This window comes from Peribacillus sp. NPDC097225 (genome assembly GCF_044761955.1).
In the GTDB taxonomy this organism is placed as follows: Bacteria; Bacillota; Bacilli; order Bacillales; family DSM-1321; genus Peribacillus.
Genome location: NZ_JBIWDJ010000004.1, coordinates 156,060 through 168,252 on the forward strand (window position 1 = coordinate 156,060; position 12,193 = coordinate 168,252).

A 12,193-nucleotide genomic window follows, 5' to 3' on the forward strand; every position below is an offset into this window, starting at 1 on the left:
TAACGCTCCTCTATTGGGAAAATGATCATTCAATATCGTTCATTCATATAAGTAAGAAGGAACACACCTTCTGCCGATAATAATCTAGTCTTAATTTTACCACTTCTATTCATGAGGTACAACTTCATGTCACTTTCAGGACTATGGGCCAGATATCACTTCTTGAGAAAAACAATGGATAAAACAGGACAAAAACTGTTAAAATAGAGGGAAGATTTAAAATACATATAAGTAGGCCCACGTTTGCACAGCTGGTCTTTATAAAAGGCTATATCTCTCAACTACTATAATGAGATGGTTCAATGATAGTTGATACCATTCCCTTGAAAACCTGGATGGTAGAAGACACTGTAAGTGGGTTAACAAAGCTTATTCTGCGGGATAAATAGAACTAGTTTCGAGGTGGTAATGATGATCGGTGAGCGTGTTAAAAAGCTGCGGGAAGAAAAGAAAATGTCGATGACTGAACTAGCCGAGAAAGCAGGGGTAGCCAAGTCTTACTTAAGTTCGCTCGAACGGAACTTACAAACGAACCCTTCCATTCAATTTTTGGAAAAAATCTCTGCAGTGCTTCATGTTCCTGTTGATGCCCTTCTTTACGATGCTCCCAATAAGGAAATCCTGGATACCGACTGGATAAAAATCGTTGAAGATGCCATGCATTCAGGTGTTTCAAAACAACAATTCCGAGAATTTATTGAGTTTAACAAATGGAAAAAGAGCAACGAATAGAATAGTAGATAGAAAGTATATCAATCTATTTACGCAAACGAAAGCATCCCTATAAACAGCCATGCTCCATACTGTTTATAGGGATGCTTTCCACATCTTTCTCATTTTTCGCCATTCCCCTTCGATGACTCCCGTGCAAGATAATCACGGATCTCTTCTTTCGTTAATCCTAAGCTTTTTGCCTCCAAAATCAACGTCATCCACTCTTGATCCATTTCCGTCGTAATCATTTTATCAACCTCCTAAAATACTACCTTGTATTTCAGGCAGACCAGCCATCTTAGCTCCTTACAGCCTTAGACCTGTGCCTTTGCGCCCTCACCTTTCGATAAGTTTGCCTTTTTCTCGATAAATATTACTAAATGCATAGTTTACAATCTTATTATAGGGAATACACCCTACATATGTTGCTAGTTTATGTCGTCAGTTACCCAAAATAAGGAAATGTTTATCGACAAATTACAACAAGTGGGAGAAAATCAAGGATGGATTTACATGAAACGAAAGATCACGTTCGCTTTTTAAGATAATAAAAAACCTTGCTCTTTTCATTCAGGCGATGAGACATATTAATTCGCTCCACCGACAGGGCATCAAAGGCCTTTTGCACGGTCAAATCCTCGCCACAGGTCGGACAAAACCAGTTCCCCATTTCCGAACTACTAAACGAAGCCCTATTGCATGTATGGCAATTTTTCCGAAACAACATCCCATCCCCTCTACACCTTATTAACCACTTGTTCTTTTTAAAGAACAAGTAAGTTGATTATATGCCAAATTAAGGGAGTATAGGAATGGGTATAAAAAGCTATTTTTCTCATAAAAGAACGCTTTTTGTTCGTTTTAAAGAAAAATAAATTTACTCTACTTCATTTGAGAACACCTGTTATGAAAGGAATATACCTTCTTAAATTTTTGAAACAGTCTTAAATTCGAAAAAGAATCCGTTACCTTATACCTATATCGATAAATAGAAAAGGAGCATGCCTAAAAAGCACCGCCCAGAGTCTGGACGGTGCTTCCATGCATTTCATGATTAAATTAACTTGGTTCTATTAATCCGTATCGTCCATCTTTCCGGCGATACACGACGTTGGTTGTATTCGTATCCGCATTCGTGTAAACGAAGAAACTGTGACCAAGCATATTCATTTGCAGAATCGCTTCTTCACTGTCCATCGGCTTCAAATCGAAGCGTTTGTTACGGACCACTTCAATATCGCTGTCATCTTCGAATTCATCCGCCACTTCATCGACTTCCGTAGCAAAAGCGAATGCTTCGGGTGTATTGGATAAGTTGTTGCGGAATTTTCGGTTGACCTTCGTTTTATGTTTACGAATTTGGCGTTCTAGCTTGTCATTGATCAAATCAATTGCGGCATACATGTCCGCATTTTCTTCTTCAGCACGAAGAACCAAATTCTGCATCGGAATCGTCACTTCGACCTTGGACGTATTATTGTTCACTTTCAAATTCACTTGCACATTTGCATCTGGCGTATTGTTAAAATATCTTTCTAACTTGCCAATTTTCTTTTCGACGTATTCTCGAATTGCTGGAGTTACCTCAATGTTTTCACCGCGTACGTTGTAATTCATAAAGTGAGTCCTCCTTAAATTAAGACTATACAGTTAGATTCTACAATACCCCTCCGGTTTCCTTTAGAAACACATCATGAAATATGTCGAAATTATGAAACAATTGTCGGAAGGTTTGAAAAAGGTTGATGTCTACCTTAGCTCTATTATACCAAACACTGCCCAATAAAGAAAAAATTAGCCATTAAAATTAACAGAAATTTTAGAAAAGAATTACACAAAAACCGTTTGAAATTCAAACGGTTTGGGTAAGGGTTTATTTCTTTTTGTCGTAAAACATGCCATCCGTGGAAAGATTCTCATAGGGATTGGTGTATTTATTCGAAGTTTTCTTTTTCTGGTTCAATTCCTTGATATCCCGCTGAATCTCTTGCTTTTGGAGCAACAACAATTGATCGACCTGCTGATTCAAAAGAATGGATTGACGTCCCAATTGTAGCTCTTCATCAGAAAAAGGCGGTTGGATATGCGAAAGACACGCTTCACGACGGTCAAGCAACTTGGTGATTCGATCGATTCGATCATCACGTTCGACAATATTTTGGTCCTGCAAGACGGTTAGTAATTCAGTGGTGACATCATGAAAATCTTGAAGCACCATCAAACTTGGCCACTTTGGACGAATTGTTTTTGTCGGTTCAATTGAATGGCTTCCTTCCATGTGTTACGGAACTCGGTAACAAGCCCCTCCACTTCTTCCAGAGCCGCGATATCATTCTTCAAATTAGCATCAATCAGGCGACGGTTCATATAATCATAGAGGCTCATCAAGTCTTTCGATACGGCAACATCCATATTCAAGGTCACCATCAGCTCATGAACGATGTTTTGGGCCTTTAAGATATTCGTATTCTTTTCTTCAATCTTACCCGCTTCAATGGCTTTTTTACCAAGTAGAATGAACTTCAGACATCCGTTATAAAGCATGAGTGTAAGCTCTCCCGGCGATGCTGTATTCACTGAATTTTGTTGATAAGATTGGTATGGATTATTAATGGCCATTTCTTTTATTCTTCCTTTCTTACTTAGCTAAAATATTGCGATAAACTAGAGCTTTGACTATTCGCTTTCGATATCGCCTTCTCCATGGCTGTGAACTGATTATAGTAACGGGTTTCAAGTTTTACTAACTTTGCCTCGAATGTGGAAATTCTAGTATCCAGCCCATTGACCGATTTCCCAATGGTAAACATATTATTTACATAACCGGCCTTACCCGCTTTTTCTGTAATCACCTTCATGGATGATTGAATATCCGCCCGCAAACGACGTGCCAGGCCTTGTGAACTTTTTTCCGTACCCTTACCCTCAGTCATGAACAGTTTATAAATTGCATTCGGATCTTCTGAAATGGCCGCACGCAGCTTATCCTCATCAATGGTGAGTTTACCACCTTCTAAGTAATTACTTGTGGTAGTAATCCCTAACTTACTAAGCGTATTAGTCCCTGTCATACCACTGACTGAAGTATAAAGAGAGGACCTCATCGTTGTGAGAAGGTTCTTTAGAGTAGAGTCATTTTTCAGCGTCCCACTCTTCGCCTTTTCTTCCCAAAGCTTCACCTCATCTTCGGTCATCGCTTTCTTTTGCTCTGTAGTAAGAGGCGTATAGGAACGATATTTCGATTCACTAGTTTTGTCTTGAATTTTTTTGATGATTTCGTTGTATTTGTTCACGAACTGAGTGACCGTGTCCAAAATAGTGTCTACGTCAGCTTTGGAGGAGAACGTAACAGCTTCCGTTGTTGGTTTCTTTACGGTAATTTCTGCTCCATTGATTTGGAAGGTGTTCGATGGTCGGGTAATTTTTAAGCCATTGTATTCTACCGTTGCGTTGGTTCCAGCTGTGCCTCCTGCCTCTGAATTATTATTACTCATTTCTAATAAACCAGTAAAAAATTCCCCACCCAATTCAATCTCTGCTGCACCCTCTACATCACCAGTATTCTTAGCAGTAATAGAAAACTGCTGAGAGTTCTGATCAAAGAAGACTGTTACCCCTGAGTTAGCATTAATTTTATTAATAACACTATCTAATGTATCAGTTGGTTCGATGGTAAGTGTATAAGGTTTCTTCACCTTACTCTCATCCAAATCAAAAACGCCATCTTTATTAATCGCTAATATCGAAATTTCATGCTTTACCAACCCATATTTAGATAACGGCTCTTTTGAATCAATCTTTATAGGCTTACCCGTATCTTTATCTACCTCTTTTATTGGTTTGCTCGTCATAGTCGCCGCCGTGGCAAGGTTTGTTACATTTATCTTCCCCGTAAAATCACTTGTTGAATTAACATTTCGCACAGATATTGCATCTGGGTTTGATACAGACACCGTCTTTTTGATAAACGAAGATTGTTTTCCAACTCCATCTGAGATCAGTTTATCCAATTCAGATAATGCTGTATTGACCGATCGATAATCATCCCGTTGCCACTCAGAGTATTGTTTCTTCTGCGTTAATTTATCCAAAGGCACTCGTTCTGCCTGCATCATACTTTTCACTATTTCATCAATATCCATCCCACTTGCTAATCCACTGACACGTACCATCATTCATCACCTGCTTATATTTTTTCGTCCACCATTATTCCGACAAATTCCGTCATTGCCGCATAAAAGTCTAGAAGCTTTTTTGGAGGAATTTCTCTGATTGTTTCATTCGTTATGTCATCAACGACCTTAACATAATACTCGTCCAGTTTTTCATGATATTCAAAGCGTACCGCTGTGTGTGTTGGGTTTAGAAAGGTATTTAAACTTTCAGTTACCTCCTGGACCTTTTCTTTTGTTGGATTATCATTCGATTCCACACTTTTTTCTGAATATGCTACTGTATTGATTTCTCTTTGATAATACGTACTGATTCCTTCTGAGATTGCTGTTCTAAGTTGCGAGGAAAGAATATTCGTCGATAGACTCTCCAACATCTCTTTTGCCCCCAATAAGATATCTTTACTTTTTATATCGGTATTTGCCAGTTAATATTTAGGGATTGGAATGGGGTATGTAGATTTAGCGAATATCAGAAAGGGTTTATTTTAAACATTTTTGAAGGTAACTCTCTTATTCTGTCACATTCTCTTATTAATCCAAATAAATAGAAATTACTTAGTAGAATTTGCGGGAAAGAAATTGTATTTGGTTTAGAAGATGCTAATTTTTATGGTAGAAGCCTTGCCAGATACCTACTTGACTCAGGTTTCATAGTAAAAGAAGTTAATTCTTCTTATACAAAGAAACAAAGAAGTATTGGAACTAATCACAATAAATCTAATGAGCTTGATGCTCTTGCGGTTGCTAAAACTCTTATTTTTGAATATAAGCATCTCCCTTTTACCTATCCTCAAGATGTATATCTTGCCATCAAACAAACACTCAATACTAGAAACAATTATGTTCAAATGACAGCCAATATCAAAATGTCACTTCAGAATATCCTTGTTCATCATTACCCCATGCATAAAGAGGATCTAGAAAGTAAAACGACAAAAGGTTTCTTCAAGAAATATCCTTCACCAAACTTACTTGAAGGGGTAACAGAGCGGGAACTGATAGAAGAACTAAAAAATTTTAATAAATCAGTACCTAGAAAGAAGGCAAAAGAGATATTATTAGCTATTGATAGTAACGGCTGGAATAAGACAGATTATCAGAAGGAACAAAATGAAAGTGTGATATCTTTCATAAATTCCCTCGAACATATAGAAAATCAGATTGATGGTCTTGATAAAACCCTTGATAACTTATCCGCTCAAGACTATAAATGGAATGGATACAGTACTGGCAGCTACTTTCATAGCCAATATAGGAGTTGTCAATAGGTTTCCTAAGGCAAATAAACTAGCTAAATTGGCTGGAATAGCTCCACTGGAACACAGTTCGGGGGAGAGCCAAAGAAATTATTCAAACAAATTAGGTAACAGAGAACTTAACAAAGCCTTCTACTCCCTTGCCTTAACACAAATAAGAAAAAATATGAATCCAATCTTGTATGAATACTATCAGAGTAAAATAAAAGAGGGGCGCAAGAAGAAACAAGCCATGGTCTATGTAGAAAGAAGGCTAGTAAACATAGTATTTAGTATTTAGTATTATGAAGAATAAAACACCTTACAGACAGCCTGTATTAGAGAATGAGAGTGCATAAATAGAGACCCTAGGAAAATCCCTAGAGTCTCTTTCTTTTTAGCTAATCTAAGCCGTGGGGCCAAAGATTAACGAAGTAATTGAAGTACGCCTTGCGGTTGTTGGTTAGCTTGAGCCAACATTGCTTGTGCTGCTTGAGAAAGAATAGAGTTCTTAGTTTGGTTCATCATTTCCTTAGCCATATCAACGTCTCTTATACGAGATTCGGCAGCAGTTAGGTTTTCAGAAGATGTGTTTAAGTTATTAATTGTGTGCTCTAAACGGTTTTGGTTTGCACCAAGTTTAGAACGTTCTGCCGATACTTTATCGATTGCTGATTGAATTGTTGTTACAGCTGCAGATGCAGATGCGTGATTAGATACATCTAATGCTTGTTCAGTAGTTGTATTATTTGTCCCGTTTGTTACAGCAAGCTTATCTCCAGTACCTACAGTTGTAAGACCTAAAGCAGACGCTCTCATATCAGCAATATCAAGAGTTAAGCTCTGATTTTGGTTTGCTCCAATTTGGAATTTAAGACTTTTACTATCATCTGCTGCTACGGCTGCTTTTGCCACTACTCCAGCTGTCTGTGTTGTGATGTTACCTCCAGCGACAGTTGGCTCACTAGCAGATTCTTGGCCAGTTTTTTGAGTAATGATAATTTTTCCAGCATCCACCCCAGTACCTTCTGCTGCAGTGAATTTAGCAGTCAAAGCTGTTCCAATATTTGTAGCTAATGTAGCTAAATCTGCTCCTTTTACGTTGGTTCCATTAATTGTAATACCCGCTGTTGCAGGGTCAGTCACTCCGATTGCGAATTTACCTTGAACTGCAGTTACTGCCGCAGAACCAGCTCCGTCCTTTTCTCCGTTAAGCAATTTTTGTGTATTGAACTCAGTAGTATTACCGATACGGTTGATTTCAGAAGTTAGAGAGTTAATCTCTTTTTGAATTTCTCCACGGTCACTTGTAGTATTAGTATCATTACCTGCTTGGTTTGCAAGTTCACGCATACGTTGTAGGATGTCATGTGTCTCGTTTAATGCACCTTCAGCAGTTTGAATCAAAGAAATTGCATCTTGTGAGTTTTTCCCTGCTTGATCCAAACCACGAATTTGCCCACGCATTTTTTCCGAAATCGCAAGACCAGCTGCATCATCCCCAGCTTTATTAATACGCATACCTGATGCTAATTTTTCCATTGATTTAGATTGTGCATTAGTAGCACTACCTAACTGACGATGTGTGTTAAGAGCTGCGATATTGTGATTGATAATCATTTTTGTTTCCTCCTTGAGTTTTAAGTTCCCACATCCATGTGGTTTTTTACGATGAGTAGTGAATAAGTCGGCCGCCTATTTCACTAATCATCGTTCTATATATAATATCGACATGCTTAGAAACATATTTAGTAGATTTTAAGATTTTTTCTTAAAAAATGCATTTAAGTTTTCCAGAAGATTGGTTTCTGTTTTAGTAGCTTCATTATTTTCCTCCTGAATAGACAGGTAGACTTCTTTTCGGTGAATATCCACATTCTTTGGAGCATTGATACCAATTTTAATCTGTTCACCATCTACTGCTAGAATAGTAATTTCAATATCATTACCAATCATTAATGATTCATTTTGTTTTCTAGTTAATACAAGCATTATTTTTCCCCCTGTTCTACTTCTAGAGGTTCAATTAGCAAATGCTTATTCATATAGTCACTACCATTCATGATGTATTGCTTTCCCGTTTTTTTATGACTATTTAAAATGATAGGCGCTTGAAGATTGGCAGTTGTCTGATTGAAAGGATCATGAATGGTTAAGATGACAAGCGTGATGACTTCCTTTTCTGTTTCTATTTGTAAAGTAGAAAGTACTTCATCAGTCAGCTTCACTTCATAAGCACGAAAAGTATCAAAAGGATTCGTTACGATGAAAGCCACTTCTTTTGTTTCAATGGACTGGAGAACGAAGAATGGTGTTTCTTCTAGTGGTAATAGACAAAACTGCTTTTCCTCCAGAAACCCCGGTATCCCGCTTTCAAATCTATAAATATCTTCCTCTGCTATTTCTAATTCACCATGAAATTTTGTTTGTCTGATCATATATTCACTCACCTATCTCATCTGGAAATAAATTTATGAAATCTATATCCAGTGAATTTTTTTGTAGAACTTCCACTTCTGTGTTACCTGGCGTATATTCATGGGTTGGCCTATTATTTCGAACATCAATGTTTGGTTTTTGCGGAGTTACATCAATATCGACTTGGGCAGGTTGATAGTCTAGCTTCACACTGAAATGCGAGGGTATCCAACCAAGATTGAATTGCTTCTCTGAACCTTTGCTATTTTGTTTCGCCAGCGAAGCAATTGCATTACCCCCGTTTTCAATATGCCTCAATTCCGTCCCCTGCTGTGATCTTCTTGCCATACCAGCCAGCCAATCTTGGTACCCCTGCTGGGCAAATTCCTCCACTCGCTTGGATAAGCTTTTTAAGTCCATATCTTCTCTAGCCTTTGATTGATCGATTGTCAGTTTTCCAGGGGTTGTCTGGATCTCCAAAATCGCTTTTGGCTGTTCTATCGATAAGTCTGCTGCTTTTTGTTCTATTTGCTGTACCGGCTGCTCGATATTCAGTCCGATTTGCATCGATGTAGAATGCATGCGAATTTGCGGCATTTGCATCTTCACCACTCCTCTCTTTATAGAAAAAAGCTATCCGGTTACGAATAGCTTAGCGAAGAAAATCTAGTAAACTCGGTTGCATGATTTTTGCGCCGATACTTAATGAAGCACTATGAACACTTTCTTGGGTCGTTAAATTCATGATGGCTTTTTCGATATCGACATCTTCATTTTTCGAAAGGATTTCCGTAGCAAACACCTCTTGTTGACTTAGACGATCAGTCATCAACTCAATTCGATTCTGCCTCGCACCTACTTGGGCCTGTGTTGCTAAAAAGCTATCAATCGTTTTATCAAGCTCTGCCAACATGGCACCTACATCGCCATTCTCTGTAAGTGCTTTAATTGTTTTTTGGATACTTCCATCCTCTCCGAGTGCCTCTCCAAACATATTAGATCCATCCGTATTGATTTGAATAGAAATACCAGAAAATGCCTCAAGATTGATAAGTTCCGTACCATACGTAATATTTCCATTAGCATCGGCACTAGCAGAAGGTTTAACATTTGTATTCTGCCCATTAAAAATATACTTACCTCCAATCTGTGTGTCCCCAATACTCACAAGATGTTCTTTCAATTGTTTGATTTCTTCTGCAATATTACTCTTCTGATTTTCTTCATACGTTCCATTACTCCCTTGCACGGTTAACTCCCGAATCCTTTGCAGTGCAGAAACAGCTTCGGTAATCGCATCATCCGTACTATTAATCCAGTTCTCCGCTTCCGAGATGTTGCTCTTATACTGCTGGATTTGATTAAGATTGGTTCGATATCCCATCCCCATCATTGCTGCTACGGGATCATCTGAAGGCTTTGAGAATTTCTTTTGCGAAGAGACTTGTTCCTGCAGTTTGCCCAACTTTTCATAGCTGCTGCTAAGGTTGGTTAACATATTATTGGTTAGCATCGATTGCGTTACGCGCATCTATATTCACTCCTATTATCGGCCTACGGTTCCCATTCCGTTAATGATTTTATCAAGCATTTCATCGACCATCGTCACCATTCTGGCTGATGCATTGTAGGCCTGCTGGAATTTGATCATGTCAGTCATTTCCTCATCCAAGGATACAGAACTAACAGAAGCCCTATTCTGGTCAACGGATGCCGCAAGTACTGTCGAGTTAGAAAGGTTCTTTTGCGCACTTTGTGAATCAACACCCAAATTCCCGATAATTCCGGAATAATAGGTATCAAAAGAACCCGTTAGTTTCATTTTCTTTAAATCTTCTATTCCAGTCGAAGTTTTGAAAGTTTGGTAGTCACTAAAAGCTTTCTTTTTCAAATCAGCCAATAGTTTCGCATTTTCATTATCCCCAGATGCTCCGCTCTTTTTTCCAGCTGCGATTTTAGAAGAATCCCCTAAAATGGTACTGTTTACCTTAATGCTTTGAGCAGCACTCCCATCAGCGCTGATTTCGAAAAAGTTAATCCCTGATTTTGTACCAGCACCTAAAGCAAACCCTTCTTGATGAATCACATTAAACTCATTCACAAAAGCCTTCGTCATGTTATCGAGCTTTTGCAACATATCAGGATACGAGCCCCCAGTGGTGCCATCACTCTTTTTATATCCGAAGCTTTCAATCAACCCAGCCAGTTCTCCAGAAAAATTGAAGTCCGTCATCGTTTTCGAACCGAACTTCACTCCATCTACCGCACCTGACGTATCATCATAGCTCACTTCGACTTTCGCCGTTCCCTGCATGCCCGTCTTGTTCACGCTGACTAGATTGATAGGCGGTACATAAGAGGAGCCGTCTTTATTCATTAACTCGATGTTGTATAGTCCTGTCGCAACGTCGCTTGCTATGCCGTAGGCGCTTGGTTTGACGCTTTTTACATTGATGCTGACAAGCTGTGATAGGTTGTCCACGAGCACGTCTCGTTTATCGTAAAGGTCATTCGGAATATAGCCATGCGGCTCGACTTTACTGATTTGTTGGTTCAGTTGATCGATGCTGTCGATGATCGTGTTGATTTCGTTCGCTTTGACATTGATTTGATTGCCAATGTCCGTTTTCACACTTGTTAACGAGTTGTAGTAGTAATTCAATGTATCTGCGACCATCACACCCGTTGATGCGACGACTTCCCGGGCTCCTGAGTTTTCCGTATTGGCCGTTAATCCTTGTAATGAGTTCCAGAATTTTTCCATCGTTGCAGCCAAGCCGCTATCCGTTGGTTCGTTCATGATGCCTTCCATCTTCGATAGCGATTCGCTCATGGCGCCATAATAACCGATTTTATTACTTTGTGTTCTGTATTGCGCATCCAAAAAACTGTCGCGGATTCGTTGCACCGTTTCTGCCGCTACACCCGTTCCGATTTGACCCGCTACAAGTGGGCTATTCATCCCGACGGTAGGAAAACCTGATGTTTGCTGCAGGTTGACCCGCTGCCTTGAATAGCCTACCGTATTGGCATTGGACACGTTATTTCCCGTCGTATACAAGGCACCTTGCGAGGTGGATAATCCACGCTTTGCTGTTTCGAGCCCCATAAAGCTTGAAATCATAAGTTCAAACCTCCATTATTTTCTCTATCTTACGCTTTCGAATCAAACATGCCCAAGCCGCTTTTCGCAGCCTTCTTGGCCGTCTTGCCATAATTCATATTCTGATTTTGCGGCCGTAGCATATTCAGGGAAACATTTATGAATTGAAGAGATTGATAGATTAGCTGCTGATTTAAGCTATTTTGCTCTTTCAGCTGAGCTACCTCTTCAATCAGTTCCGTTTTTAAGTGTTCAAGCGCAACCGTTTCTAGCGGATCTGTGAATTTCGTTACAGTGGAAATCGAAGCCTCCTGATTCGCTGCGCCATTTGCCGTAAGAAATCTTTCCACAGCGGCTTCTCTTTCTTGATCCGTTTGGCTGATCGCTTTAATATGCTTTTGTTCATCAATCAGCAGGGCGGAGATAGCCTCCGTGTCGCTGGCTTTCAGGATGTTCGTTTTTCTTTGCGCCAATTGGTTGAAGCTTTTATGAAGGGCAACCAATTTTTCAAGCGAGTCGATGATCTGTCGTGCAGACATGTTCGTTGC

General features: G+C 39.3%; 16 protein-coding genes and 1 riboswitch. Of the genes, 3 read left to right on the forward strand and 13 right to left on the reverse strand.

Annotated features, from left to right (window positions below; genetic code table 11):
- Positions 1-411 precede the first annotated feature (411 nt).
- The gene (locus ACIQXH_RS13550) at positions 412-732 is read left to right on the forward strand and encodes a helix-turn-helix domain-containing protein (protein WP_402870625.1); all 321 of its coding nucleotides are present in this window, start codon (positions 412-414) and stop codon (positions 730-732) included.
- A 101-nt stretch (positions 733-833) separates the two neighbouring features.
- Here the strand turns inward: ACIQXH_RS13550 and ACIQXH_RS13555 are convergent, their stop codons facing one another.
- From ACIQXH_RS13555 to flaG, 6 genes are all read right to left on the reverse strand, one after another.
- Entirely contained in the window at positions 834-962 is a 129-nt protein-coding gene (locus ACIQXH_RS13555; RefSeq protein WP_403123982.1) for an anti-repressor SinI family protein, read from the reverse strand.
- Positions 963-994: 32 nt separating this feature from the next.
- A riboswitch (cyclic di-GMP riboswitch) is annotated at positions 995-1,081 on the reverse strand.
- Between the two features lie 692 nt (positions 1,082-1,773).
- Complete coding sequence (gene hpf, locus ACIQXH_RS13560) at positions 1,774-2,331, reverse strand: ribosome hibernation-promoting factor, HPF/YfiA family (protein ID WP_402870618.1); 558 nt, start codon at positions 2,329-2,331, stop codon at positions 1,774-1,776.
- A 256-nt stretch (positions 2,332-2,587) separates the two neighbouring features.
- Positions 2,588-2,932, reverse strand: a complete 345-nt coding sequence (gene fliT, locus ACIQXH_RS13565) for a flagellar protein FliT (protein ID WP_403123984.1) — start codon at positions 2,930-2,932, stop codon at positions 2,588-2,590.
- Complete coding sequence (gene fliS, locus ACIQXH_RS13570; protein WP_402870612.1) at positions 2,932-3,333, reverse strand: flagellar export chaperone FliS; 402 nt, start codon at positions 3,331-3,333, stop codon at positions 2,932-2,934. The genes fliT and fliS overlap by 1 nt, the downstream gene beginning before the upstream one ends.
- Positions 3,334-3,356: 23 nt before the next feature.
- Positions 3,357-4,889: a flagellar hook-associated protein 2 gene (locus tag ACIQXH_RS13575; RefSeq protein ID WP_403123987.1), complete on the reverse strand. Its 1,533-nt coding sequence runs from the start codon at positions 4,887-4,889 to the stop codon at positions 3,357-3,359.
- Positions 4,890-4,900: 11 nt separating this feature from the next.
- The gene (gene flaG, locus ACIQXH_RS13580; protein ID WP_403123989.1) at positions 4,901-5,263 is read right to left on the reverse strand and encodes a flagellar protein FlaG; all 363 of its coding nucleotides are present in this window, start codon (positions 5,261-5,263) and stop codon (positions 4,901-4,903) included.
- Between the two features lie 204 nt (positions 5,264-5,467).
- Between flaG and ACIQXH_RS13585 the strand changes: the two genes are divergently transcribed.
- Together ACIQXH_RS13585 and ACIQXH_RS13590 are read left to right on the forward strand one after the other, a co-directional pair.
- Positions 5,468-6,157: an IS110 family transposase gene (locus ACIQXH_RS13585; RefSeq protein WP_403124278.1), complete on the forward strand. Its 690-nt coding sequence runs from the start codon at positions 5,468-5,470 to the stop codon at positions 6,155-6,157.
- The gene (locus ACIQXH_RS13590; protein ID WP_403123991.1) at positions 6,105-6,425 is read left to right on the forward strand and encodes a transposase; all 321 of its coding nucleotides are present in this window, start codon (positions 6,105-6,107) and stop codon (positions 6,423-6,425) included. Before ACIQXH_RS13585 ends, ACIQXH_RS13590 begins: the two co-directional genes overlap by 53 nt.
- Positions 6,426-6,550: 125 nt before the next feature.
- On the opposite strand, the gene ACIQXH_RS13595 is transcribed toward ACIQXH_RS13590, so the two are convergent.
- From ACIQXH_RS13595 to ACIQXH_RS13625, 7 genes are all read right to left on the reverse strand, one after another.
- The gene (locus ACIQXH_RS13595) at positions 6,551-7,744 is read right to left on the reverse strand and encodes a flagellin N-terminal helical domain-containing protein (protein ID WP_403123995.1); all 1,194 of its coding nucleotides are present in this window, start codon (positions 7,742-7,744) and stop codon (positions 6,551-6,553) included.
- A 138-nt stretch (positions 7,745-7,882) separates the two neighbouring features.
- Entirely contained in the window at positions 7,883-8,116 is a 234-nt protein-coding gene (gene csrA, locus ACIQXH_RS13600) for a carbon storage regulator CsrA (RefSeq protein WP_403123998.1), read from the reverse strand.
- Positions 8,116-8,562, reverse strand: a complete 447-nt coding sequence (gene fliW, locus ACIQXH_RS13605; protein WP_403124001.1) for a flagellar assembly protein FliW — start codon at positions 8,560-8,562, stop codon at positions 8,116-8,118. Before fliW ends, csrA begins: the two co-directional genes overlap by 1 nt.
- A 4-nt stretch (positions 8,563-8,566) precedes the next feature.
- A complete protein-coding gene (locus tag ACIQXH_RS13610; protein ID WP_403124004.1) occupies positions 8,567-9,145 on the reverse strand; it encodes a DUF6470 family protein in 579 nt (192 codons plus the stop codon).
- A gap of 49 nt (positions 9,146-9,194) precedes the next feature.
- Entirely contained in the window at positions 9,195-10,073 is an 879-nt protein-coding gene (gene flgL, locus ACIQXH_RS13615) for a flagellar hook-associated protein FlgL (RefSeq protein WP_403124007.1), read from the reverse strand.
- A 15-nt stretch (positions 10,074-10,088) separates the two neighbouring features.
- Positions 10,089-11,666 (reverse strand): flagellar hook-associated protein FlgK, encoded by a 1,578-nt coding sequence (gene flgK / locus ACIQXH_RS13620; protein ID WP_403124010.1) that lies wholly within the window; start codon positions 11,664-11,666, stop codon positions 10,089-10,091.
- A 29-nt stretch (positions 11,667-11,695) separates the two neighbouring features.
- Entirely contained in the window at positions 11,696-12,184 is a 489-nt protein-coding gene (locus ACIQXH_RS13625) for a flagellar protein FlgN (protein WP_403124013.1), read from the reverse strand.
- Positions 12,185-12,193: the final 9 nt, after the last annotated feature.

What these genes read in the sequence shown, in the direction of transcription:
- fliS (WP_402870612.1), bottom strand. Translation starts at nt 3,333, where the DNA reads ATGGCCATTAATAATCCATACCAATCTTATCAACAAAATTCAGTGAAT.
- ACIQXH_RS13575 (WP_403123987.1), bottom strand. Translation starts at nt 4,889, where the DNA reads ATGATGGTACGTGTCAGTGGATTAGCAAGTGGGATGGATATTGATGAA.
- ACIQXH_RS13595 (WP_403123995.1), bottom strand. Translation starts at nt 7,744, where the DNA reads ATGATTATCAATCACAATATCGCAGCTCTTAACACACATCGTCAGTTA.
- fliT (WP_403123984.1), bottom strand. Translation starts at nt 2,932, where the DNA reads ATGGTGCTTCAAGATTTTCATGATGTCACCACTGAATTACTAACCGTC.
- ACIQXH_RS13625 (WP_403124013.1), bottom strand. Translation starts at nt 12,184, where the DNA reads ATGTCTGCACGACAGATCATCGACTCGCTTGAAAAATTGGTTGCCCTT.
- flgK (WP_403124010.1), bottom strand. Translation starts at nt 11,666, where the DNA reads ATGATTTCAAGCTTTATGGGGCTCGAAACAGCAAAGCGTGGATTATCC.
- flaG (WP_403123989.1), bottom strand. Translation starts at nt 5,263, where the DNA reads ATGTTGGAGAGTCTATCGACGAATATTCTTTCCTCGCAACTTAGAACA.
- ACIQXH_RS13555 (WP_403123982.1), bottom strand. Translation starts at nt 962, where the DNA reads ATGATTACGACGGAAATGGATCAAGAGTGGATGACGTTGATTTTGGAG.
- ACIQXH_RS13590 (WP_403123991.1), top strand. Translation starts at nt 6,105, where the DNA reads ATGGATACAGTACTGGCAGCTACTTTCATAGCCAATATAGGAGTTGTC.
- hpf (WP_402870618.1), bottom strand. Translation starts at nt 2,331, where the DNA reads ATGAATTACAACGTACGCGGTGAAAACATTGAGGTAACTCCAGCAATT.
- fliW (WP_403124001.1), bottom strand. Translation starts at nt 8,562, where the DNA reads ATGATCAGACAAACAAAATTTCATGGTGAATTAGAAATAGCAGAGGAA.
- csrA (WP_403123998.1), bottom strand. Translation starts at nt 8,116, where the DNA reads ATGCTTGTATTAACTAGAAAACAAAATGAATCATTAATGATTGGTAAT.
- ACIQXH_RS13550 (WP_402870625.1), top strand. Translation starts at nt 412, where the DNA reads ATGATCGGTGAGCGTGTTAAAAAGCTGCGGGAAGAAAAGAAAATGTCG.
- ACIQXH_RS13610 (WP_403124004.1), bottom strand. Translation starts at nt 9,145, where the DNA reads ATGCAAATGCCGCAAATTCGCATGCATTCTACATCGATGCAAATCGGA.
- flgL (WP_403124007.1), bottom strand. Translation starts at nt 10,073, where the DNA reads ATGCGCGTAACGCAATCGATGCTAACCAATAATATGTTAACCAACCTT.